Here is a 22,127-nt window from a genome sequence, read left to right as displayed (position 1 = left end):
TCGTACGGTGGCAGCGTGCCGGCCAGACCGATTTACAAAACTTCAAACTTTTAAATAATCGGCGAAATAAGTGCACAGTGCCGCACGGTTTTAGTAACATTTCACAACAAAATCGCCTGGCTGGCGCACGGCTATGCGCCCCGCCCGTCCCGCCAGCCCTTCAGAGTCCACTGTGGCCACCAAAAAGAAAACCCTGTACGAAATACTGGCCGTGCCAGCGCATGCCTCGGATGCCGAAATCCAAGCGGCGTACGAGGCGCTGTCCAGCCAGCTCCAATTGCAAAAAGACCAGATCAGTGCCGACGATTTTGAGTTTAAGGTCAAGGTCGTCAACCTGGCTTTCAAAACCCTGTCCACGCCCGGCACCCGCGATGCCTACGATGCCAAGCTGGCCATTTCGGCGGTACCGGCGCATCCGGCGCATCCGGTCGCACCGGCCCTGGCACTGGTCCCCCTGCAGCCCGATGCCGAAGTGCTGTCGCTCAGAGCCGAGGCCATGGCATTGCGCGCCGATGCCATGACGCTGCGGGCCGATGCGATGGTGCTGCGCACAGGCAGCGCTCCGTTCCAGGCAAACCGCAGTTTCTCGGACGGCAGCGCCACCGGATTGTCCAGCGTCACCCCCATTCTGCGCAAAATCCTGGTGGGCCTGGGTACGCTGTTTGCCATCGCCTGTATTGCGCAGGTGGTGGCCTTGATGGTGGCCAATCGCCGGTCCAGTGTGGAGGCCATGAACGCCACCCAAGCCAGCGAAAAAGTACAGATTCAGGAGTATTACCAAACCCACGGTGTGCGCCCTGCCAACAAAGCCGAACTGGATGCGCTGGTAGCCGAAGACCTCCGCAAAGAAGCCGCCAGCCACACGGTGGAACGCGACAAAACCAAAATGGAACAAGATGCCCGCCGGTTTGAAGAAGAGTCCCGCCGCCGTGGCGAACAGGTGTCGGCCGACCTGCGCACGGCCGAGTTCCAGGCCAAAGAGCAGGCCCGGCGCGAGGACGAGCGCAAGGCATGGCAACAAAAAGAAGATGCCCGCGCCAAAGACCAAATAGAGCGCGCGCGCATCGAGCAGCAAAAATCCGAATGGCGCGAAGTGCTGCAGCGCTAAGCACGTCTATGGATACCCCCAATTACTACGAGGCCCTGGAAGTAGTCCCCCACGCCAGCCCGGAGGTCATCCGCGCCGCCTACAAAAGCCTGATGCAGCGCCACCACCCGGACCGGCACCCGGCCCACAGTGCCGCTGCCAGCCGCGCAACCGCCATCGCGCAGGCCTATGGCGTGCTGTCGGATGCGGGCCAGCGCGCAGCTTACGATCTACGCCTGCAGCAGGCCCAGGCACCCTTGCCTGCAGCCTATGTGTCCCCCAAACCCACCATGGCAGCCAGCCGCCGCGGTGCCGCGCCATCCGCGCCATCTGCACCCTCCAACTGGTATCTGTGGCTGCTGGCGGCGGTGATCCTGGCTTCTGGCGGCCTGATGCTGGTGCTGTCGGGCAAGCAAGCAACGCCAGCACCGAATCTGCCTGGCATGCAGCCGCAGCCAGACAACCGGGCCCGCGCCGACGCAGCCGCCCACCCCGCTGCGGCCAAGACTGCCTCTGCGGATGCCCCGCCGCCGCCCCTGCGGCGCATGGCCTTGCTGGCATCGGACCTGGATGTGGTGCTTGTTTCTACCGATGCGTTGGGCTCGGGTGCCGAAAGCAGCCGCCACCTGCTGTCCATCCCCACCGTAGAGCTGGAAATCGGCAGCATCGAATCCGAGAAATTTGCCGATGCCCTGGCCCGCCAAAAAGAGCAGGTGGTGCAAAAGCTGGCCGACAAACTGGCCCGTGCCCCGTACAGCGAACTGAAGATCGAAGGCGACCGCTATCTGGCCAAGTTCATCTTTGAGGCGCTGCGCGAGATCACCGGTACCCAGGGCCTGGACGACAGCGCAGCAGCCAGCCCTACCCATCCCACCGAAGGGCCCCGCTACGGCATCGTGGCGGTATCGCTGCCTGGGTCATTCGCGCTGCGCTGACGGTCCTGAAACCAAGGCCGGTATCGAACGCCAGCGCAGCGCCAAGCTGTGGAGCCGACTGTGCGGGCAAACCGGCAACACCGGCATCGACCAGCTGATCGCCGCCACCGCCCTCAGCCACCACCTGACCATGTCGAGCGGCAACGTCCGCTACTTTGCACCCACCGTGATGCGGATGGTGAACCCGTTTAACGCGGCGTAATTTCCAAAACACAGGCCACCCAAAACTAGGACTAAGTGCTATGCTCATCCCAAGGACACAACATGGCCGTCTACAAAACCAAATGGTTCCACCGCTGGGCGCATAAGCAAGGGCTGACAACGCCAAGCCTGTGTGCGGCAGTCGCCGAAATGGCCGATGGCTTGTATGAAGCCAACCTGGGTGGAGGGCTGTTCAAGAAACGTATCGCACGGCCCGGTGAAGGCAAAAGCGGCGGCTTTCGCACTCTGGTTGCCACCAAGATGGAAGACCGCTGGTTCTTTGTTTTCGGCTTCCCCAAAAGCGCCCGCAGCAACATCGACAAAGACGAAGAAGAAGCCTTGAAACGCTTAGCTGCCCACCTGTTGGGGCTGACTTCCGCTGCATTAACCCTGGCCCTAGAGGCCGAAGAAATCACCGAGGTAGATTGCCATGCGCACCACCAAATCAGCCATTCTTGAAGCCGTTCGGGAAACCGCCCAAGGGCTACATGCCGCAGGAGCCATGGACCAGGTCACCCTGCGCGAATTTGACCGGTTGTGCATGCCGCCCATCGCGCCATTGGCTCCGCAAGAAATCAAGCGCATCCGCGAAACCTCGCGGGTCAGCCAGGCGGTATTTGCCTGCCTACTCAACACCAGCGTGTCTACCGTGCAGAAATGGGAAATAGGTTTGAAAAAACCTACCGGCACCGCGCTCAAATTGCTGCGCATGGTGGAGAAGAAGGGGCTGGAGATCGTGGCTTGACTCCAAGCCAAAAAGCCTGCTTGCGCTTATCAAACAAGCGCAAGCAGCTCTTTATTCCATAGCAATCCTCAAGGCATCGAAGCCAGCAGCGCAGCGTTGCCGCCTGCTGCCGTGGTGTTCACCGTCAGCGTCTGCTCGGCGCAGAAGCGCACCAGGTAGTTGGGGCCGCCCGCTTTGGGGCCGGTGCCGCTCAGGCCTTCGCCGCCGAAGGGCTGCACGCCGACCACCGCGCCGATGATGTTGCGGTTGATGTAGACGTTGCCGATGTGGGCAGCGGCGGCCAGGGCGTGGGCGCGGCTGTCGATGCGGGTCTGGATGCCCAGCGTGAGGCCGTAGCCCAGCGCGTTGATCTGTTCGATCACGGCCTGCGGGTCCCCCGACCAGCGCACGATGTGCAACACCGGGCCGAAGATTTCCTGCGCCACGTCGGCCACCTGGTTCAGCTCGAAGGCTTGCGGTGCTATCAGGTTAGTAGCATCTTGTGCAGGTGGAACCAGCGCCAGCAGCGCTTTTGCTGTGGAATGCAGGCGCTGGATGTGCTTTTGGATACCGTCGAAGGCTTCCTTGTCGATGACGGGGCCGACATCGGTGGCCCACTCCGCCGTGTTGCCCAGCACCAGCTCTTGGGCCGCGCCCTGCACCATCTCGATGACGTGGTCGGCAATAGCCTCGTGCACGCACAGCAGGCGCAGGGCGGAGCAGCGCTGGCCCGCACTGCGGAAGGCGCTTTGCACCACGGCATCCACCACCTGCTCGGGCAGTGCGGTGCTATCCACCAGCATGGCGTTGATGCCGCCGGTTTCCGCGATCAGCGGAGTTATGGGGCCGTCTTTGGCGGCCAGGGCGCGGTTGATGATCCGCGCGACCGGCGTGGAGCCGGTGAACACCACGCCCGCAATGCCTGGCAGCGCCACCAGGGAAGCGCCCACAGTTTCGCCGGGGCCGTGCAGCAATTGCACCGCGCCCTCGGGCACACCGGCGGCGTGCAGCAGGCGCACGGCTTCCAGGGCGACGAACGGGGTTTGCTCGGCGGGCTTGGCCAATACCGTGTTGCCGGTGGCCAGGGCGGCGGCCACCTGGCCCATGAAGATGGCCAACGGAAAATTCCAGGGGCTGATGCAGACCCACACGCCGCGGGCGGTCAGCCGCAGCTCATTCGTCTCCCCCGTCGGCCCGGGCAGCGCGACCGGGGCCATGATGCGTTCGGCCTCATCGGCGTAGAAGCGCAAGAAGTCCACGGCTTCGCGCACTTCAGAGACGGCATCGCCCCAGGTCTTGAAGGCTTCCTTGACCAGGATGGCGCAGAAGCGGGGCATCTGGTGTTCCAGCAAGTCGGCGCTTTGGCGCAGCAGGGCGGCGCGCTGGGCAGTGGGCGTTTTGCTCCAAAATTTATAGCTACTAGCGCTTTTAGCGTATGCGCTAGAGGCCAATTTGGCATCAAACTCTGGCACATTGGGAACCACCAGTGCATCAAAAGCGGTTTGCAGTGCGGCGCGCTGGGTAGCGACTTCCAGGTCCAGCCCGGCGCTGTTTTTGCGACCCGCGCCAAACAGCACGGGCGGTAGCAGAAAGGCCGATTGCGGCTCCAGGCGCAGGGGCGAGACCAAGATTTCTTCCATGCCCACCGACTCGTCGGCCAGCTGGTGCACGAAGGACGAGTTCGCGCCGTTTTCCAGCAGGCGGCGCACCAGGTAAGCCAGCAGGTCGCGGTGCTTGCCCACCGGGGCGTAGACGCGGCAGCCGATCAGCGGATTCTTCAGCACCTCGCGGTACACGCCCTCGCCCATGCCGTGCAGGCGCTGCAGCTCGAACGGGTTACCGCTCTTGGCAGCCAGGTGCAGGATGGCGGCGATGGTGGCCGCGTTGTGCGTGGCGAACTGGGGGTAGATGGCATCGGGCGCGTCCAGCAGGGCCTTGGCGCAAGCCAGGTAGGACACGTCGGTGTGGTGCTTGTGGGTGAACACGGGGTAGTGCGCCAGGCCCAGCTCCTGGGCGCGCTTGATTTCCGAATCCCAGTACGCGCCTTTTACCAGGCGGCACATCAGGCGCAGCTTGTATTTGCGGCCAATGTGGGCGATGTGCTCGATGAGTTCCAGCGCCCGGGTTTGGTAGGCCTGCATGGCCAAGCCAAAACCGCGCCACTGGGGCTGGTGCTGGGACACCAGCGCAGCCAGGGCCTCGAACACGTCGAGCGACAGCTCCAGGCGGTCGACTTCTTCGGCATCGATGGTGAGGTTGATGTTGGCGCGGGCGGCCTGCTCGCACAGGGCCCAGACACGGGGTACCAACTCGGTCAGCACGCGTTCGCGTTGGGTCCATTCGTAGCGCGGGTGCAGCGCGCTGAGCTTGATGGAAATACCGTCATTCTTCTCGGTAGCGCCCGTCTTGTTTGCACGGGAAGCTATCGCTTCAATAGCACTCTTGTAACTTTGCAGGTAGTGCAGCGCATCCGCATCGGTGCGTGCGCCCTCGCCCAGCATGTCGTAACTGTAGGTGAGCTGGGGCTGCTTTTTGCGGGCGGAGGCGGCTTCATCCATCGCGTCGCCAATGGTCTGGCCCAGCACGAACTGGCGGCCCAGGAGCTGCACTGCGCGCACGGTTGCCGCCACCACGGTCTTGGCACCCAGCTTGGTCAACAGGCCCTGGGGGGCTTCGGCTTCGGGCAAAAACTTCTTCGACAGGGCGATGGCGCTGCTGGACAGCTTGGCCAGGGTGGAGCGGCCCAGGACCGATACGGCACCGGTTTCGTCCATACCGTCAAAGTCGGCACGGCCCAGTTGGTCGGCGGTGAGGGCAATCGCCGTTTCGGCATCGGGCACGCGCAGCAGGGCTTCGGCCAGGCGCATCAGGGCCAGGCCCTCGGCGCTGGAGATGGGGTATTCGCGCAGCAGGCTTTCCATGGCCCAGAACGGCGGCGGGTTGTCGCGCACGGCCTGCACCCAGGGGCGCGCGGGGGCGCTGGCCACACCCCAATCCAACGCGCCCGACAAGGCGGCAAGGCGGTGGGCAACGGTTTCGGACTCGGACCGGTAAGGGCTGGGCAAACGCATGGTGGACTTCCTGGTGGGTGACTGCAATAACCGCTAGTTTGCCGGGTTAAAACAAAACTATCTCACCAAATTAATCCAACCAACTAGCGATTAATTCGCCATTAATGCAGTGTCACGACAGAATACAACCACCTTACATAGAGTGACTGAATTTTCTAGAGATGCCACGGAACCGGCTCTGCCGGGCCGTAGGCATTGCCCCCTGCAAGGGGGTTGGCGAAGACACGCAGTGCGTAGCCTGGGGGTGAGCCAAGCTACTTCGAAATCACGGGAAACGCATTGTGCAGTCCCGAAATCAGCATCTGCACCGCCATCGCCGCCAACAGCAAGCCCATCAGGCGCTCCAGTGCGATCAAGCCGGATTTGCCAATGCGCCGCGCCAGCCCGCTGGCCGACAGCAACACCACCCACACCACCACCATGCTCAGGGTGATGGCTCCGGCCCAGCTCAGCATGCGCTCGGGCTGGCGCGAGGCCAGCAGCAGCACGGTGGCCAGAGACGACGGCCCGGCAATCATCGGAATCGCCAGGGGGACCAGCATGGGCTCGGCCTCTTGCTCGGGGCCGGAAAAGCTGACACCCATGCTCGGAAAAGCCATGCCCATGGCGATCAAAAACAAAATCACGCCGCCTGCGATTTCCAGCGAGGCATCGGTGAGGTGCATGACGTGCAGCAGGCGGTCGCCGACCAGCATGAACACCAGCAGGATAGCCAGTGCAAACAGGCACTCCCGGGTGATGACCCAGAAGCGCCGTTCTTTGGGCGTGTTGCGCAGCAGGCTGAGCACAATGGGCACGTTACCCAGCGGGTCGGTGACGATCAACAAGACCATCAACGCCGACAGGAAGTCATGTTGCATCCGTCACCTGGCGCATCAGCGTGCTTTTGCCAAACAGGCTTTCGACCAAATCGACCGCCAGCTCGGCGGTCTGGTTGCGCACGTCCAGCGCCGGGTTCAGTTCCACAATGTCCAGCGAGGCCAGCAGGCCGGTGTCGGCAATCATTTCCATGCACAGCTGGGCTTCGCGGTAGTTGGGGCCGCCGCGCACGGTGGTGCCCACGCCGGGAGCGATGTCGGGGTCGAGAAAGTCTACGTCCAGGCTGACGTGCAAATGGGTGTTGGCATCCAGCCCGTCCAGCGCCATTTCCATGGTGTGGCGGATACCCATCTCATCAATAAAGCGCATGTCGAAGACTTCGATGCCCTGCTCGTGCACAAAACGCTTTTCACCGGCATCCACGCTGCGGATGCCGATCTGCACGATCTCGCGGGCGTTGATGGCAGGCACATGGCCGCCGATTTCCACCAGCTCCTGCGGGCCGTGGCCGCACAGGCAGGCCACCGGCATGCCGTGGATGTTTCCGCTGGGGGTGAGCGCGGCGGTGTTGAAGTCGGCGTGCGCGTCCAGCCACAGCACGCGTAGTTTTTTGCCTTGTTCGCGGCAGTGGCGGGCCACGGCGCTGATGGAGCCAATGCCCAGGCAATGGTCGCCACCGAGCATGATGGGCAGGCGGCCAGACTGCAGTTCGAAATGCACCACCTTGTGGACCAGCTCGTTCCACTGGGCCACTTCGGGCAGATGGCGGTAACCGTCCACCGGGGGCAGCCAGGGGTTGGCCGGGCCGCGGATATTGCCGCAGTCGCGCACGTCCATGCCCGACTGGGCCAGCGCCTGGGCCAGGCCAGCCACCCGCAGTGCCTCAGGGCCCATGCGTGCGCCGCGTACGCCCGCGCCGATGTCGGTGGGGACGCCAATCAGGCTCACGCCCTGGGTGGAATTGCTCATGCTGCTTGTGTGTCGGGTTGGGAAACAGGTGCCACAAAGCGGGATGCCATGGGCCGTACCAGACTATACAAATCTTTCGGGTCGGCAAGGTCGGGAATCAGCGCCAAACGCTGGCCCAGGCCCAGTTCACGGGCGGTGTCACGCATAAAGCGCAGGGCCGAATAGTCCTCCATCGCAAAGCCGACGGAGTCAAATACGGTGATCTGCGCATCGCTGGTGCGGCCCACGGCGGTGCCGTTCAGCACTTGCCAGAGTTCGGTGACGGCGAAGTCGGCGGGTAGCTGCTGCAGGTCGCCTTCAATGCGGGTTTGCGGCTCGTATTCCACAAAAACGCTGGCGGCACGCAGCACGTCGGGGTGCAGCTCGGTCTTGCCAGGACAGTCGCCACCCACGCCGTTGATGTGCATGCCGGGTTCGACCATGTCAGGCGTGAGGATGGTGGCGTTGGTTTTGTCGGCGGTGACGGTGGTGACGATATCGGCACCGCGCACAGCATCCATGCTGTTGGTGCAGATCACCACTTTCAGGCCGGTAGCGCGCAGGTTGTCGGCCAGCTTGGCGGTGGCCAGCGGGTCGGTGTCGAACAGGCGCACTTCCTCGATGCCCATCAGGTGGTGGAAGGCCAGGGCCTGGAATTCACTTTGCGCGCCGTTGCCGATCAGCGCCATGCTGCGGCTATTGGGGCGGGCCAGAGCGCGGGCGGCCACCACCGAGGTGGCGGCGGTGCGGATGGCGGTGGTCAGGGTCAGCTCGCTCAACAGCTCGGGCACGCCGGTGGCCACACTCGCCAGCACGCCAAACGCCATCACCGTGGGCAGGCCGTGCAGGGCGTTGTTTTTGGGGTGGCCGTTGACGTACTTGAAGGCGTAGCTCAGGTCATCGGCAATCGGCATCAGCTCGATCACGCCGTCCGTGGAGTGGCTGGCCACGCGGGCGCATTTGTCAAACGCTTCCCAGCGCAGAAAGTCCGCTTGGATGGTGTCAACCATACCGCGCAGGCAGGCATCTAACCCCTTGCGTTGGACAATCGTAGCCACGTCATGGGCGCTTAGGAAAGGTGTGGAAACGAGGGAGGTGGTGGTCATGGTGCAGGCCTGTGGTGGGGAATGCATCTAGTGTCGCAACACGGCATGCCAATGTAAATTGCTAGTATTGCTAGCTTTATGCATGAATATTGACGTTTTGACATATACAACTGCCATAACGATAAATTGACCATAAAAAAAGCCACCCAGAAAACCGGGTGGCTTTTTATGCAACCAAATACATACTGGCTTTATGCCAGCGTGGATTTAGAAGGAGTGTTGAACGCCAACTGCGTACACGTCAGACTTAACTTTAGCACCGCCAGCAGCAGGCTTGGCTTCAGCAAAGGTAGCGGCGGTGTACACAAAGGTACGCTTGGACAGTGCGTACTTGGCACCAATACCGAAACCATCGCGCTTTTCACCATCAACACCATTCAGCTTGTCTTTGGAATAAGCATAACCGCCCGACAGGGTCAGAGCTGGGCCCACAGGCACGTCAGCACCCAGTTGGATCTGGTCAGACTTGGTGTTGCTGGTCGCAACGTGACGGTTGTAGCTAGACAGCAACTTCACAACACCCAGGTCGTAAGAGAAGTTGGCCAGCGTGTCTTTGTAAGCGGTGCTGATACCTGTACCGGTACCGGCGCCAACGCCGGGCGCTGCGGTCTTGTCTTCTTGGTAAGCCAAGCTAGCGTAGATAGGGCCACCAGCATACTGAACGTTGATCGCACCCAAGCCCTTGGCGTTGGTCGTTGCGGTCTTGTTTTCGCCCAGAGCGTAGCTACCGGCAAAGGTTACGCCGCCAAACGAAGGCGATGCGTAGTACACCGAGTTGCCTGGGGTGCCGTTGTAGCCGCCGCCGCTAGCCCAGACCGAGTAGGCAGGAGCGTAGTTAGAGTCAAACACGGCATCGGTGTTGATGGCGGTATCGTCATAAGCGGTTGGCACGTTACCGATACGGAATTCGCCGAAACCGCCAGCCAGACCGATATACGCTTTACGTCCAAATATCGCAGTAGCAGCTTTGGTATTCGTAATACCGGTCAGGCCAGCACCGCCACCGCTTGCGCCAGTGTCAGCCTTGAAGCCGTTTTCCAGCACGAACAGGGCTTTCAAGCCACCGCCCAGGTCTTCAGAACCCTTCAGGCCGAAACGGCTACCGTTCACGCCACCGCTTTCCACGGTATTTTGACGGGGGGTGTTGGTCACCTTCGAGGATTGCAAAGCGATATCAACAATACCGTACAAAGTCACAGAAGACTGGGCCATTGCGCCAGTGGAGGCCAAAACAGCCAGTGCGATCAAACTCTTTTTCATGTCAATGTTCCTATCGGGTTAAAAAGAAATAACGAAGTAAGTGTGCACCAAAACCCAAAGCTACTAGCGATTACCCTATAAAAACGTACATGTGTTGTTGCTTAAAAAATACAGTACGGGAACTAGAACTTACAATTTCTAGTCATTGATTTTGTGCTGGTGCACGGCGGTTTTTCCAATGAATAGCCGCAAAATGCGGGTATGGACGCCACTGACCAACAGCTCATTTCTTTGTTACGTAAAGATGCCCGAACCACGGTCGCCACACTGGCGCACAAGCTGGGAGTGTCGCGCGGCACGGTGACCAACCGCATCACCAAGCTGGAGGACGCGGGTGTGATCGTCGGCTACACCGTGCGGCTGCGACCCGATGCCGAGCCGCAGGGCATTACCGCGTGGATGTCGATTGCCGTAGCAGGCAACGCCACCCGTGCAGTGATCGACAGCCTGCTGGGCGAACCGGGAGTCGCCACCCTGCACGACACGAATGGCCAGTGGGATTTGCTGGCCGAGCTGCGTGCGGCCCACCTGGCCGAACTGTCGCAGGTGCTGGAACGCATTCGGCTGGTGCGCGGCATCAGCAGTACAGAAACCAGCATCCACCTTGCAAGCTACCGTTTATCGTGACAACACCTTTTGCCGACCTGGACCGCATCGACCTGAAAATCCTGGGATTTTTACAGGAAGATGGCCGCATTTCCAACCTGAAGCTGGCGGAAAAGGTAGCGCTGTCGCCCACCGCTGTGTTGGCGCGGGTTCAACGGCTGACCAAAGACAACTACATCCTGGGTTATGAGGCGCGGCTAAATCCGCTGCAATTGGGTGCATCGATGATGGTCTTTGTAGAGGTACTGCTGGACCGCACCACGCCCAATGTGTTTGACGCATTCAAGGCTGCCGTGCAGGTGCGGCCTGAGATCATGGAGTGCCACATGGTGGCAGGCGGATTTGACTACCTTTTGAAAACCCGCATGGCCGACATGCTGGCTTACCGAGAATTTGCGGGCACGGTACTGTGGCAGCTGCCTGGCGTGCGCGAGACCCGAACCTACGCGGTGATGGAGGAGGTCAAAAACTCCACCCGTCTGCGCCTGCCATAAATCACCGAATCACAATCCGCGCAAGGATTACACGGTGTATTGCCGCCCACCAAAAATCGCGGTGCCTACGCGCACCATGGTGCTGCCCGACGCCACAGCGGCTTCCAGGTCGGCTGTCATGCCCATCGACAAGGTATCAAAGTGTTCAGCACCGGGCAATGCCGCGGCGACGATACCGTCAAACAAGGCCTTGGCCTGCCCACACACAGCCAACTGCCCTGCGTAGTCGGCCACAGGCTCCGGAATCACCATGATTCCCCGCAGACACAGGCGCGGCATAGCGGCAACTTGGGCGGCCAACGCCAAAGCCTGCGCGGGCGGTACGCCGGATTTGGTCGCGCCACCGTCCACATTGATTTGCAGGCACACCTGCAACGGTGGCAAATGGGCTGGGCGCTGGTCGTTCAAACGCTGGGCGATTTTGAGCCTGTCGATGCTGTGTACCCAGTCAAAATGTGCAGCCACCAAGGCGGTTTTGTTACTTTGGATGGGGCCGATGCAATGCCATTCCAGCGGCAAATCCTGCAAAACGGCGATTTTGCCGACCGCTTCCTGGATGTAATTCTCGCCGAAGCGGGTTTGCCCGGCTGCATAAGCCTCTCGTACAGCCTCTGGTCCCCAGGTTTTGGAGACGGCGAGCAAGCCCACACTGTGGCTTGGGCGCAATGCACGGCTACACGCGGTAACGATGCGCCCATGAACGCCTTGGAGATTGTTACTAATCGTAGTCATAATCAAACCTACAGCGTACCAAACATCAAGGGGCTCCGTGGACATCACCCAACTGCTCGCATTCAGCGTAAAAAACAAGGCCTCGGATTTGCACCTGTCGGCCGGGTTGCCGCCCATGATCCGGGTGCATGGCGATGTGCGCCGCATCAACGTCGATCCGCTGGACCACAAAACCGTCCACGCCATGGTCTACGACATCATGAGCGACAGCCAGCGTAAACAGTACGAAGAGTTTTTAGAGGTCGACTTCTCGTTCGAGATCGAAGGCCTGGCACGCTTTCGCGTGAATGCGTTCAACCACGCCCGGGGCGCAGGCGCGGTGCTGCGGACCATTCCGTCCAAGATTCTTACGCTGGAGCAGCTCAACGCGCCCAAGATTTTTGGCGATCTGGCCCTCAAACCCCGCGGTATGGTCCTGGTCACCGGGCCCACCGGCTCCGGCAAATCCACCACGCTGGCCGCCATGGTGAACCACCTCAACGAGACCGAATACGGCCACGTGCTGACGGTGGAAGACCCGATCGAGTTTGTCCACGAATCCAAAAAGTGCCTGATCAACCAGCGTGAAGTCGGCCCCCACACACTGAGCTTTGCTGCCGCCCTGCGTTCGGCCCTGCGCGAAGACCCGGATGCGATCCTGGTGGGTGAAATGCGCGACCTGGAAACCATCCGCCTGGCCATGACTGCGGCAGAAACCGGGCATTTGGTGTTTGGCACCCTGCACACCTCCAGTGCCGCCAAAACCATCGACCGCATCATTGACGTTTTCCCTGCCGAAGAAAAAGAAATGGTCCGCGCCATGCTGTCGGAATCATTGCAGGCGGTGATCTCGCAGACCCTGTGCAAAACCAAGGACGGCCAGGGCCGGGTGGCGGCGCACGAAATCATGCTGGGCACCAGCGCCATCCGCAACCTGATCCGCGAAGCCAAGGTGGCCCAGATGTACTCCACCATCCAGACCGGTAACAGCGTGGGCATGCAAACGCTGGACCAAAACCTGACCGATTTGGTGCGCCGCAACATCATCAGCCCAGCCGAAGCACGGGGCAAAGCCAAAATCCCAGAGAATTTTCCGGGATGAACACCACGCATGATTGGAGCACCCCATGAAGGGTATTCTGGAATTTTTACTCCATAAGTCGGATCCCAAGCCCGAGGCCGCTACGCACGACTCTATGCTGTTCACCACCGCGTTCAATGGCCAAAACATCGACCCCTCGATGTTGGTGCCGTGGGAAGCGCGGGCCATCGAAGTGGGAGCTAAACGCCTGCCCACCGGCAGCAGTGTACGGACCCTGCAAGCCCTGTGGGCCAAAGACAAGAACATGGAGCAGCTCGACGCGGCTTCCATCGAACGCATGGAACGCTTCTTCCAATTTGCCCTGGTGCCCGGTGGGCGCGACATCATCCGCCAGGGCGAGTACGGCAACTTCATGGTGGTGCTCCTCAAGGGCACCATCGCGGTAGACCGGCTGCAACCCTGGGGTGAACATCTGCGATTGGCCGAAACCAAGCCGGGCGACATCCTGGGTGAAATGTCTTTGCTCGACAGCGGCATCCGCTTCTCTGCCTGCACTACGCTGGACGACTGCGAAATCGCCGCGCTCAGCGCCGAGTCGATGGACGACATGATGAACACCGACCCCCGGTTGGCCGCCAGCCTGATTGCCTTGCTGGCGCGCAAACTCTCGCTACGGCTACGTGCTATCAGCGCGCGGTTTAGCGACCGTCCCAACTAAAGGCACGCACGATGGAACACGACCAAGCCAGTAAGTTCATCAACGACCTCTTGAAACTGATGGTGAGCCGCAACGGCAGCGACCTGTTTATCACCTCCGAGTTTCCGCCCGGCATCAAGGTCGATGGCAAGGTCACCAAAGTCTCACCCCAGCCGCTCACCGCGGCCCATACGCTGGCCCTGGCGCGTTCGGTGATGAACGACAAGCAGGCTGCTGAGTTTGAACGCACCAAGGAATGCAATTTTGCGATCTCTCCGGCGGGCGTTGGCCGCTTCCGTGTCAACGCTTTTGTGCAGCAGGGCAAAGTCGGCATGGTATTGCGGGTCATTCCCGTGACCGTACCCACCGTCGATGGCTTGGCCATGCCGCAGATTCTGAAAGACGTGGCCATGAGCGCACGCGGCTTGTGCATTCTGGTCGGGGGCACTGGCTGCGGAAAATCCACCACCCTGGCCGCCATGGTGGACTGGCGCAACGAAAACTCTTATGGCCACATCATCACCATCGAAGACCCGGTGGAATTTGTACACGCGCACAAAAACTGCGTCGTCACCCAGCGCGAAGTGGGCCTGGACACCGACAGCTGGGAGGCCGCCCTGAAGAACTCGCTGCGCCAGGCGCCAGATGTCATCCTGATGGGCGAAATCCGCGACCGCGCCACCATGGAACACGCCGTGGCCTTTGCCGAAACCGGCCATCTGTGTCTAGCCACGCTGCACGCCAACAACGCCAACCAGGCGCTGGACCGCATCCTCAACTTTTTCCCCGAAGACCGTCGCGCCCAATTGCTGATGGATTTGTCACTGAACCTGCGCGCTGTGGTGTCCCAGCGACTGATTCCCCGCCAAGATGGCAAGGGCCGTGCGGCGGCGGTCGAAATTTTGCTCAACACCCCGCTGATCTCCGACCTGGTCTTCAAGGGCGAGGTCACCGAGATCAAAGAGATCATGAAGAAGAGCCGCAATCTGGGCATGCAGACCTTTGACCAGGCCCTGTTCGATGCTTACGAGAGCCAGCTCATCAGCTACGAAGACGCACTGCGCCACGCCGATTCGCTCAACGACCTGCGTTTGCAAATCAAGCTCAACAGCCAGCGCGCCAAAACCCAGGACTTGGCGGCTGGGACCGAGCATTTCGCTATTGTTTAGGCTCACCCCCAGGCTCCAGCGCAAGCGCTTTCCGCCAACCCCCTTGCAGGGGGCAACACCGGCAGCCTGGCAAAGCCAGTTCTGCGGTGTTTCTGGAAGGGTTGGCTTCTGTCCTTTTAGTTCCATCCATTGATTTATATGTCCAGTACCAATCCCAAAACTTACGCCTCTGTTCCTTCCAAAAAAGTCGCCTTTCTCGGCCTGGGGGTCATGGGGTATCCGATGGCGGCGCACCTGGCACTGGCGGGGCACTCGGTAACGGTCTATAACCGCACCACTACTAAATCAATAGCATTCTGCGCAGAGTACGCAAGCGCAGGAGCCCCAAAACATGCTGAAACACCGCGTCTGGCTGCGCAGGGGGCGGACATCGTGTTTTGCTGCGTGGGCAACGATGCGGATCTGCGCTCGGTCACGCTGGGGGCCGACGGGGCTTTTGCGGGCATGGAGCCGGGCGCGATTTTTGTGGACCACACTACCGCCTCGGCCGAAGTGGCCCGCGAGCTGGATGGGGCTGCCCGCACCCTGGGCCTGCGCTTCATCGACGCACCGGTGTCGGGTGGCCAGGCGGGTGCGCAGAACGGCTTGCTGACGGTAATGTGCGGCGGCGACCCCGCGGCTTTTGAGGCCATCGCCCCTACGGCCATGGCCTTCTCGCGCGCCTGCACCCGGGTGGGCGACAGCGGCGCGGGCCAGTTGGCCAAGATGGTGAACCAGATTTGCATCGCAGGGTTGGTGCAGGGCCTGAGCGAGGCCGTGGCCTTTGGCCAGCATGCAGGGCTGGACATGGTGCAGGTGCTGGAGGTGATTGGCAAGGGCGCGGCCCAAAGCTGGCAAATGGACAACCGCGGCAAAACCATGGTGGCCGACCAGTTTGAATTTGGTTTTGCCGTGGACTGGATGCGCAAAGACCTGGGCTTGGTGCTGGACGAGGCCAAGCGCAACGGTGCACGCCTGCCCGTCACCGCCCTGGTAGACCAGTTTTATGCCGACGTTCAGCAGATGGGCGGCCAGCGATGGGACACATCCAGCCTGATCAAACGGCTGAAGTAAGGACAAGCTTACTTGGGTGTGGAGAGCTGCTTGAGTTCTTCTTCGCTCAGGATGTCAAACACCCGCACCACTTTTTGCACGCCGCTGATGCTGCGGGCCAGGTCGGTGGCGCGGTTGGCTTCGCGCAGCGAGACGCGGCCCATCAGGTAAACCGTGCCACGCTCGGTGACCACCTTGAAGACGTTGGACTGCACGTCCTTGGCGTCCACCAGCGTGGCCTTGACCTTGCCGGTGATCAGCGTGTCCGACGAGCGCTGCGTCAGCGACGACGCGCCCAGCACAACCACTTCGTTGACCACCGAGCGCACGTTCTCCACCTTTAGCACCAGCTCTTGCAGCTTTTGCTGGTCGGCGGCGGTGGGCACTTCGCCAGTTAGCAGCACTTGGCGGTTGTAGCTGGTGACGTTGACATGGGCGTTTTCGCTCAGGCTTTGGCCGATGCGGTTGTTGGCACGCAACTCAATGCCTTCATCTTCCAACTGGGCTCCGGAGGTACGCCGGTCGGTGGCCACAAACGCGCCCCCCATGGCCGCGCCACCAATCACCAAAGGTACGCAAGCCGACAGGCTGGAGCCCAGAACAACAGCCGCCGCGGCGGTCAGGAGAAAACGGTGCATGGAGTCTTTCAAAGTGAAGGTTCAATATCGCCCAGCAACTGGGAATCTACGCCGTCGCACAGGCAGTGCAGTACCAGCAAATGGACCTCCTGGATGCGCGCGGTACGGTCGTGTGGCACACAGATGTGCACGTCGGTTTCGCGCAGCGCCGCACCCATCTTGCCGCCGCCCTTGCCAGTGATGGCCACCACGGTCATCTCGCGTTCATGGGCGGCTTGGATGGCCAGCAGCACGTTGGCTGAATTGCCGCTGGTGGTGATGGCCAGCAACACGTCGCCGGGCTGGCCCAGAGCGCGCACCTGCTTGGCGAAGATCACGTCAAAGTTGTAGTCGTTGCCGATGGCGGTGATGATGGAGCTGTCGGTGGTGAGGGCAATCGCGCCCAGTTCGGGCCGCTCGCGCTCGAAGCGCCCCACAAATTCTGCCGCAAAGTGCTGCGCATCGGCTGCCGAGCCACCGTTGCCGCAGGCCAGCACCTTGCCGCCACTGGTCACAGCCGCCAACATGGCCTGGATGCCCGCCGCAATGGGTTTGCTGAGGGGCTGGGCAGACTGGTATTTCAGGTCGGCGCTGTCAATGAAATGCTGCTGAATGCGTTGTTCGATCATGGTGCGGGATGATAACTGTGCAGTAGGAGCCTGCTTGTAAACGAAAGTTCAGCCAGCGTCGAAGGCCGCCTGCAGCCATTGGATGCCTGCGTACTCGATCAGTACCACATCGAACCGACACGGCGGCGGGGTGCGCAGGCGCATCAAGTAGCTGCGGGCGGCAAATACGATGCGCTTTTGCTTGATGGCGCTGATGCTGGCCGCCGCACCGCCAAACGCCGCCGTAGCCCGCTGGCGCACCTCGACAAACACCACCGTGCCGTCGGGCGCGCGCATCACCAGGTCGATTTCGCCGCCACCCCGCCCGGGAGTCCGATAATTGCGCTCCAGCAGACGCAGGCCTTGGGCCTGCAAATGCGCCAGCGCCCGGTCTTCGGCCGCATCACCCGTCTGTTTGGTGGTGCCCGGCGCGGCCACACCGATTTTTTTGAGGAAACCCATTGAGCGCTTCTTTTGCTTCCGCCTTGAAAGCCGCCCAGGAGGCAGCCGCTTCGCAACATTATCCGGCCGGCACCCTGTACATCGTGGCCACGCCCATCGGCAATCTGTGCGACATCAGCCTGCGGGCCCTGCACGTGCTGGGTTTGGTGGATGCCATCGCCTGCGAGGATACGCGCCACACCCAGGCCCTGCTACGCGCCTACGGCATCGACAAGTCCAGCGCCCAGCTGCTGGCGGTGCACCAACACAACGAAACCGAGGCCGCGCAAAACGTGGTGCGGCGGCTGCAACAGGGCGAGCGCATCGCCTACGCCAGCGATGCGGGCACCCCGGCCATCAGCGACCCGGGTGCACGGGTAGTGGCGGCTGCGCGTGCCGTGGGCATTGCGGTAGTACCGCTGCCCGGTGCCAGCAGCATCACGGCGGCGCTGAGTGCGGCAGGCATCGTGCAAGACACGGGTTTTGTGTTCACCGGCTTTTTGCCCAGCAAGGCCACCGAGCGCGACAACGCGGCCCTGGCACTGCTGGCCGAACCGCGCGCCGTGGTGCTGCTGGAAGCGCCGCACCGCATTGAGGCGCTGGCCCGCAGCCTGGCCTGCCTGGGTACCCGCCCGGTAACGGTGGCGCGTGAGATCACCAAGCAGTTTGAAGAAATCGCCACCGTGCCCGCGCAAGACCTGGTGGCCTGGCTGGCCGCCCAGTCGTCGCGTACGCGGGGTGAATTTGTACTGGTGATCCACCCGGCCCCGCCGACCGAGGCCCCGGCGCAAGACCTGCGGGTGCTGAAGCTGCTGCTGGCCGAGCTGCCCCTGAGAACCGCGGTGCAACTCTGCGCCGACATCACCGGCCAACCCCGCAAAGGCCTGTACAGCGCCGCGCTGGAATTGAAGACTGACAGCCACGAAGACTCCTGAATCCATAGCTACCAGCGCAGGTGCTATATGCGCCAGAGGCCTATTTCATTTAGATTTTGGCGGCCATAGGAAGCTGAGGGGATGTTGGCGCAGGCGGCGCAGCACAGCGTAGCGCAGGCGCTGGCGGTCCAGCCCGGTCACGCTGTGCGCGCCCAGGGCCAGTTGCAGCGCCAGAAAGAAGCTGACCGTCAGGTTCAGCACGCCAATCAGCGGAATCGCCGCCACGCACCACCAAAACACCGGCATCTTCCACACCAGGTTGCCATACGCCGCCGCCGCCGCCACCAGTTGGCCGGTGGACAAAGTGACGTGGCGTGCCTCCAGCCCCAGGCCCACAAAGGCCAGCACCGGCGGCAGCAGCCCGAGCATGAAGCCCAGCGAGATGTTCGACGCAAAGCCCGAAATATGCTCGCGCATGAAACGCGCCCAGCGGTCGGCGCGCGGCACACCCAACACACCGGTGATGCGCGGGTTGTAGCGCAGGGCCGAATCCAACTTGTGCAGCACAAACCAGTTCTCCACTGCGCCTGCAATCAGGCTGGCCACAAACAGCAGCACCCCGGTGAAGGCCGCAAATAACAGGGTGCTGGGAGTCAACAGGCTCAGCGTCTGGAATACGTGGTCGGCCTCGACCCGGGTCACCATGTGTTTGCCCCTGGCCCAGAACATGGCAAAGCTGATTAGCAGCACGCATGGAGTCACCATGCCCACATTGCCCAGCACCGCCGCCACCTGCGAGCGCACCAAGTGGGTGACTTCATCGACAAAGTCTTCAATCGCCCGGCTATTGCCCAGGTCTTTGAGCTTGGCAGCCATGGCGGGGGCGGTCATGGCCGGTTGCTTGGTGGCCAGCGTCCAGTGCAGCAGCTGGATCATCACAAAACTGGCGGCGTACATCACGCCCGACCACATGCCGGCCCAGAAGGCCGTCAGGCCCACTGCGCCGATCAGAAACTTCAGCAAGGTGGTTAGCGACGTGGCAGCACCGCCACCAGCGGCCTTGACCAGCATGCCGCGGTACTCGCTGCGGTCGCGGGTGATGTAGTGCTCGCCGGTTTCGGCGCTGCGCTCAGTGACCTTGGCGGCCAGCATCGAGGCGTTGCCACGCACCAGCGCACGCAGGCTGCGGCGCTCCTGCCCAGCGTAGGCCAGGCGCACCACCAACCGGCAGGCGCTGGCATCGGGCGTGATTGAGAGCAGGCAATCCATCAGATCGCGCACCCGCAGCAAGCGTTCGCGCAACTGGCGCAGCATGAACACCAAGTTGACCGAAATGCCGTGGTCGTTCAGATGCGGGTACACAGTGGCAGCCGCCTGGCGGCACAGCTCCAGCCGCTCACGCAGGCGTTGGGCTGCGGCCTCCAGCTCGGGCAGCTCGCGCGGCGTGGCAATGAAGGCACGGCGTAGCGCATCAACCTCGGCCGACAGGCTGTTGAACGGCTCGTCGTGCCGGGCGGCAGGGCTCATGCGCAGGCGCAATTCAGACGCTACTCCGGTGGCCATGATCTGGTTGCTGCAAAAAGTGATGGCTTGCAACAGCTCGTCTTGCCACAGCGTGATGCCGGGCGTACGCGAGGGTGACGACAACAAATCACCGATGCGCGCCAAGGTAGCCGCATCCAGCGCCGCCAACCAGGCCGCATCCAGCGTATTGGGTAACACCAGGCTGAAAAGTTCAGCCGCGTCGGTGGTCTCAGGCGTGCTGGGCAATAACTTGCAGCGCAACCGGTGGCCGAACTCGCTAAAGAACGCGGTGCGGGGGGAAAAGCCGTAGTCAGACAAGACCATGGTGCTGTCCACCGTGTCGGCCAGCACCTGCCACCAAATACGCAAGCGCACTTGCAAATCAGGCCGAGCGACCACTGCATCCAAAAACCGCTGCACCCGGCTGATCGCATCATCCGGCGCACGGTTGTCACCGCGGATCCAGTCCAGCAGGCCAATTAGCCACAAATGGCGCTGCGCCAGCGGCGCATCAGCATCCAACGTGTCAAGGAGCGAGATGAGTGTGTGTGGGGTCAATGGGATGGATGTTCTCTAGGGTAAATGCTTATTCTAGAGAAGATGGTGCGGCTGGCGGGGGCTAGACCCAAAACGTCCGCCCCTCCTACATCGCCAATTGATAAGGTATCTTTGTACCATTACTTTGGTTAATGGATACTCACCTTGAAAGCCCCAAAAATAGGAATGAAATACAAATGAGGCTGCTCGAAAAGTTCGATGGTGACATTGCCATACGATTGAACAATCGGAGGACTCAGCGCCCACGGACAACAGATTTGGCCGGATTTTTGCAGTACACAGCGAGCCTCAAGGAGGGGGCATGAATTTCAATCAATTGCAGTCTCATTTCGCATCGAGAGCGTCAGGCTCCGATTCGCTAGACCGCCAAATAGCTAAGCGTGAACTCGAAGGGGAGATTGACTGGCTGGAAGATGCTGCGAACCGACACGACCACCCGCAGCTCTTTCGAGCTGCTGCATCGTTAGCTGAATCGTTTTCGATTTGGTTCTGTCACACCTCCTTAGGCGAAGACAAGCGCCCCTCGCTTGAGCGTGCACTTTGCTTACTGGAGCGGCAAGCTGTGGCAGCTCCAACGGATGTCTCCCCGCTCTTGAAGGCAGCTTCAATAAGGATCGGCCGACCTCAAGTGCGGGATAAGGCCGAAGCGACGAGACTGCTCGACAGGGCTAGAAAGTACCCATCACTTACGCTTGACCAGCGAGTGGGACTCGACAGATTGCTGCAACTGCTGGAGCCTCCCGAGGTAAAGCCAGTTAGCAAGCCGATGCCCCAACTGCCCGTAGGCTTTGACTATGGGCAGTCTTTCTGGCCGCCTGATGAGCGCCTCCGCTGTCGCGCTTTATGTCGTGAAGCCAAGAAGACCAAGGATATGATCGCAATGCAGGCCGCTACGGAGCACCTATACCGCGTAGCAGTTATCGCAGAGTGCCACGCGTTCGTTTACCGTAAATTCATCGACGATACGTTCTACGAGGGTATGCGCCATTTAGAAATCAGCATAGCAAAGCTGCTCCCGCTCAGCTACTCCAAGCACGGCTCTATAAAACCGACTGTTGAGGAAAAACCCTTTCTCAGCCTGAACGACTACAAGTATTTAGAATTACTCTGGGGCTCTGTGCCCAAGACTCTAGACGCTGCCGCATCGATGAGCCTCAATGAGATACTTAAAAATTCTCGCGACTAAATGTCTGGTCGCCCACCCTGTTAGAAAGTGACCGTTTGCCAACACCACCACAAGGCATCTTTTGTCTCCGTTGGAAAACTAGCCGGTCCAGTTCCCAACATGCAGGTATCTGCCAACACCGTTTTCCAACATTCAATCTGCGCCATTCGCGCGAGCGGGACAGCTTAGTAAATGTTTTGATGCGTAACCAATGCACTCACTCGCGACAGCACTCAGAAACAGAGCCAAAACAGGAAAACATTAATTCCGCTCCTAATAAAGGAGTCCAAGAATTATCCGTAATCCGCATGGATGCTGGACTGCTCGTAGGGACATTAGCTCAGATGCCGCAAAAAGCAAATCCATGGCGCCATAGCGAGCCAGTGAGGTTAGCGCCCCGGTTAGTGCGCAATGTCGTCGTGCCGGTTAATGAGTGA

At 61.0% G+C, this 22,127-nt stretch carries 22 protein-coding genes; 12 read left to right on the top strand and 10 right to left on the bottom strand.

Annotated elements, in window-relative coordinates; all coding sequences use genetic code 11:
* The first annotated feature begins 133 nt into the window (after positions 1–133).
* The 4 genes from AC097L_RS03325 to AC097L_RS03310 all read left to right on the top strand — a co-directional run bounded on the left by AC097L_RS03325 (position 134) and on the right by AC097L_RS03310 (position 2,968).
* Positions 134–1,108, top strand: a complete 975-nt coding sequence (locus tag AC097L_RS03325; protein WP_479584689.1) for a DnaJ domain-containing protein — start codon at positions 134–136, stop codon at positions 1,106–1,108.
* Positions 1,109–1,116: 8 nt separating this feature from the next.
* Complete coding sequence (locus tag AC097L_RS03320) at positions 1,117–2,022, top strand: J domain-containing protein (protein WP_479584688.1); 906 nt, start codon at positions 1,117–1,119, stop codon at positions 2,020–2,022.
* A 264-nt stretch (positions 2,023–2,286) separates the two neighbouring features.
* Positions 2,287–2,682, top strand: coding sequence for a type II toxin-antitoxin system RelE/ParE family toxin (locus tag AC097L_RS03315; protein ID WP_479584687.1), 396 nt, complete (start codon positions 2,287–2,289; stop codon positions 2,680–2,682).
* Positions 2,654–2,968, top strand: coding sequence for a helix-turn-helix domain-containing protein (locus AC097L_RS03310; RefSeq protein ID WP_479584686.1), 315 nt, complete (start codon positions 2,654–2,656; stop codon positions 2,966–2,968). Before AC097L_RS03315 ends, AC097L_RS03310 begins: the two co-directional genes overlap by 29 nt.
* Before the next feature lie 68 nt (positions 2,969–3,036).
* Here the strand turns inward: AC097L_RS03310 and putA are convergent, their stop codons facing one another.
* From putA to AC097L_RS03285, 5 genes are all read right to left on the bottom strand, one after another.
* Positions 3,037–6,018 carry a bifunctional proline dehydrogenase/L-glutamate gamma-semialdehyde dehydrogenase PutA gene (gene putA, locus AC097L_RS03305; RefSeq protein ID WP_479584685.1) on the bottom strand — a complete coding sequence of 994 codons (2,982 nt, stop codon included), beginning with the start codon at positions 6,016–6,018 and terminating at the stop codon, positions 3,037–3,039.
* Between the two features lie 254 nt (positions 6,019–6,272).
* The gene (locus AC097L_RS03300; protein ID WP_479584684.1) at positions 6,273–6,878 is read right to left on the bottom strand and encodes a MarC family protein; all 606 of its coding nucleotides are present in this window, start codon (positions 6,876–6,878) and stop codon (positions 6,273–6,275) included.
* Positions 6,868–7,806: an arginase gene (rocF, locus tag AC097L_RS03295; RefSeq protein ID WP_479584683.1), complete on the bottom strand. Its 939-nt coding sequence runs from the start codon at positions 7,804–7,806 to the stop codon at positions 6,868–6,870. Before rocF ends, AC097L_RS03300 begins: the two co-directional genes overlap by 11 nt.
* Positions 7,803–8,891: an ornithine cyclodeaminase gene (locus AC097L_RS03290; RefSeq protein ID WP_479584682.1), complete on the bottom strand. Its 1,089-nt coding sequence runs from the start codon at positions 8,889–8,891 to the stop codon at positions 7,803–7,805. Before AC097L_RS03290 ends, rocF begins: the two co-directional genes overlap by 4 nt.
* Positions 8,892–9,098: 207 nt before the next feature.
* Positions 9,099–10,151: a porin gene (locus AC097L_RS03285; protein ID WP_479584681.1), complete on the bottom strand. Its 1,053-nt coding sequence runs from the start codon at positions 10,149–10,151 to the stop codon at positions 9,099–9,101.
* A 201-nt stretch (positions 10,152–10,352) separates the two neighbouring features.
* Here AC097L_RS03285 and AC097L_RS03280 point away from each other — a divergent pair, with 201 nt between their 5' ends.
* Positions 10,353–10,778, top strand: a complete 426-nt coding sequence (locus AC097L_RS03280) for an Lrp/AsnC family transcriptional regulator (RefSeq protein ID WP_479584680.1) — start codon at positions 10,353–10,355, stop codon at positions 10,776–10,778.
* Positions 10,775–11,251 carry an Lrp/AsnC ligand binding domain-containing protein gene (locus AC097L_RS03275; protein WP_479584679.1) on the top strand — a complete coding sequence of 159 codons (477 nt, stop codon included), beginning with the start codon at positions 10,775–10,777 and terminating at the stop codon, positions 11,249–11,251. Before AC097L_RS03280 ends, AC097L_RS03275 begins: the two co-directional genes overlap by 4 nt.
* Before the next feature lie 27 nt (positions 11,252–11,278).
* Here the strand turns inward: AC097L_RS03275 and AC097L_RS03270 are convergent, their stop codons facing one another.
* Positions 11,279–11,983: a YggS family pyridoxal phosphate-dependent enzyme gene (locus AC097L_RS03270; RefSeq protein WP_479584678.1), complete on the bottom strand. Its 705-nt coding sequence runs from the start codon at positions 11,981–11,983 to the stop codon at positions 11,279–11,281.
* Between the two features lie 37 nt (positions 11,984–12,020).
* On the opposite strand from AC097L_RS03270, the gene AC097L_RS03265 reads away from it, so the two are divergent.
* From AC097L_RS03265 to AC097L_RS03250, 4 genes are all read left to right on the top strand, one after another.
* Entirely contained in the window at positions 12,021–13,064 is a 1,044-nt protein-coding gene (locus tag AC097L_RS03265) for a type IV pilus twitching motility protein PilT (protein WP_367847954.1), read from the top strand.
* Between the two features lie 25 nt (positions 13,065–13,089).
* Positions 13,090–13,722 (top strand): cyclic nucleotide-binding domain-containing protein, encoded by a 633-nt coding sequence (locus tag AC097L_RS03260; protein WP_479584677.1) that lies wholly within the window; start codon positions 13,090–13,092, stop codon positions 13,720–13,722.
* Between the two features lie 11 nt (positions 13,723–13,733).
* Positions 13,734–14,870: a PilT/PilU family type 4a pilus ATPase gene (locus AC097L_RS03255; protein ID WP_479584676.1), complete on the top strand. Its 1,137-nt coding sequence runs from the start codon at positions 13,734–13,736 to the stop codon at positions 14,868–14,870.
* 138 nt (positions 14,871–15,008) lie between these two features.
* Positions 15,009–15,923: an NAD(P)-dependent oxidoreductase gene (locus AC097L_RS03250; protein ID WP_479584675.1), complete on the top strand. Its 915-nt coding sequence runs from the start codon at positions 15,009–15,011 to the stop codon at positions 15,921–15,923.
* 8 nt (positions 15,924–15,931) lie between these two features.
* On the opposite strand, the gene AC097L_RS03245 is transcribed toward AC097L_RS03250, so the two are convergent.
* Genes AC097L_RS03245 through AC097L_RS03235 form a run of 3 tightly spaced genes read right to left on the bottom strand, consistent with a single transcriptional unit; the run spans position 15,932 to position 17,589 of the window.
* Complete coding sequence (locus tag AC097L_RS03245) at positions 15,932–16,540, bottom strand: BON domain-containing protein (RefSeq protein ID WP_479584674.1); 609 nt, start codon at positions 16,538–16,540, stop codon at positions 15,932–15,934.
* A gap of 8 nt (positions 16,541–16,548) precedes the next feature.
* A complete protein-coding gene (locus tag AC097L_RS03240; protein WP_479584673.1) occupies positions 16,549–17,148 on the bottom strand; it encodes a phosphoheptose isomerase in 600 nt (199 codons plus the stop codon).
* Between the two features lie 48 nt (positions 17,149–17,196).
* Entirely contained in the window at positions 17,197–17,589 is a 393-nt protein-coding gene (locus AC097L_RS03235) for a YraN family protein (protein ID WP_479584672.1), read from the bottom strand.
* Between AC097L_RS03235 and rsmI the strand changes: the two genes are divergently transcribed.
* Positions 17,589–18,503, top strand: coding sequence for a 16S rRNA (cytidine(1402)-2'-O)-methyltransferase (gene rsmI / locus AC097L_RS03230; RefSeq protein WP_479584671.1), 915 nt, complete (start codon positions 17,589–17,591; stop codon positions 18,501–18,503). The two genes, AC097L_RS03235 and rsmI, sit on opposite strands and share 1 nt — an antisense overlap.
* A 45-nt stretch (positions 18,504–18,548) precedes the next feature.
* On the opposite strand, the gene AC097L_RS03225 is transcribed toward rsmI, so the two are convergent.
* Positions 18,549–20,489, bottom strand: coding sequence for a site-specific recombinase (locus AC097L_RS03225; protein ID WP_479584670.1), 1,941 nt, complete (start codon positions 20,487–20,489; stop codon positions 18,549–18,551).
* A gap of 337 nt (positions 20,490–20,826) precedes the next feature.
* Between AC097L_RS03225 and AC097L_RS03220 the strand changes: the two genes are divergently transcribed.
* A complete protein-coding gene (locus AC097L_RS03220; RefSeq protein ID WP_479584669.1) occupies positions 20,827–21,711 on the top strand; it encodes a hypothetical protein in 885 nt (294 codons plus the stop codon).
* Positions 21,712–22,127 lie beyond the last annotated feature (416 nt).

The organism is Rhodoferax sp. RT5P35 (assembly GCF_056521385.1).
Note: the sequence above shows the minus strand (reverse complement) of the source record. Positions and strands in the feature narration are given on the sequence as shown.

Excerpts from the sequence above, each read along its gene's own strand:
- AC097L_RS03325 (WP_479584689.1), top strand. The coding sequence starts at position 134 with ATGCGCCCCGCCCGTCCCGCCAGCCCTTCAGAGTCCACTGTGGCCACC.
- AC097L_RS03320 (WP_479584688.1), top strand. The coding sequence starts at position 1,117 with ATGGATACCCCCAATTACTACGAGGCCCTGGAAGTAGTCCCCCACGCC.
- AC097L_RS03315 (WP_479584687.1), top strand. The coding sequence starts at position 2,287 with ATGGCCGTCTACAAAACCAAATGGTTCCACCGCTGGGCGCATAAGCAA.
- AC097L_RS03310 (WP_479584686.1), top strand. The coding sequence starts at position 2,654 with ATGCGCACCACCAAATCAGCCATTCTTGAAGCCGTTCGGGAAACCGCC.
- putA (WP_479584685.1), bottom strand. The coding sequence starts at position 6,018 with ATGCGTTTGCCCAGCCCTTACCGGTCCGAGTCCGAAACCGTTGCCCAC.
- AC097L_RS03300 (WP_479584684.1), bottom strand. The coding sequence starts at position 6,878 with ATGCAACATGACTTCCTGTCGGCGTTGATGGTCTTGTTGATCGTCACC.
- rocF (WP_479584683.1), bottom strand. The coding sequence starts at position 7,806 with ATGAGCAATTCCACCCAGGGCGTGAGCCTGATTGGCGTCCCCACCGAC.
- AC097L_RS03290 (WP_479584682.1), bottom strand. The coding sequence starts at position 8,891 with ATGACCACCACCTCCCTCGTTTCCACACCTTTCCTAAGCGCCCATGAC.
- AC097L_RS03285 (WP_479584681.1), bottom strand. The coding sequence starts at position 10,151 with ATGAAAAAGAGTTTGATCGCACTGGCTGTTTTGGCCTCCACTGGCGCA.
- AC097L_RS03280 (WP_479584680.1), top strand. The coding sequence starts at position 10,353 with ATGGACGCCACTGACCAACAGCTCATTTCTTTGTTACGTAAAGATGCC.
- AC097L_RS03270 (WP_479584678.1), bottom strand. The coding sequence starts at position 11,983 with ATGACTACGATTAGTAACAATCTCCAAGGCGTTCATGGGCGCATCGTT.
- AC097L_RS03260 (WP_479584677.1), top strand. The coding sequence starts at position 13,090 with ATGAAGGGTATTCTGGAATTTTTACTCCATAAGTCGGATCCCAAGCCC.
- AC097L_RS03255 (WP_479584676.1), top strand. The coding sequence starts at position 13,734 with ATGGAACACGACCAAGCCAGTAAGTTCATCAACGACCTCTTGAAACTG.
- AC097L_RS03250 (WP_479584675.1), top strand. The coding sequence starts at position 15,009 with ATGTCCAGTACCAATCCCAAAACTTACGCCTCTGTTCCTTCCAAAAAA.
- AC097L_RS03245 (WP_479584674.1), bottom strand. The coding sequence starts at position 16,540 with ATGCACCGTTTTCTCCTGACCGCCGCGGCGGCTGTTGTTCTGGGCTCC.
- AC097L_RS03240 (WP_479584673.1), bottom strand. The coding sequence starts at position 17,148 with ATGATCGAACAACGCATTCAGCAGCATTTCATTGACAGCGCCGACCTG.
- AC097L_RS03235 (WP_479584672.1), bottom strand. The coding sequence starts at position 17,589 with ATGGGTTTCCTCAAAAAAATCGGTGTGGCCGCGCCGGGCACCACCAAA.
- AC097L_RS03220 (WP_479584669.1), top strand. The coding sequence starts at position 20,827 with ATGAATTTCAATCAATTGCAGTCTCATTTCGCATCGAGAGCGTCAGGC.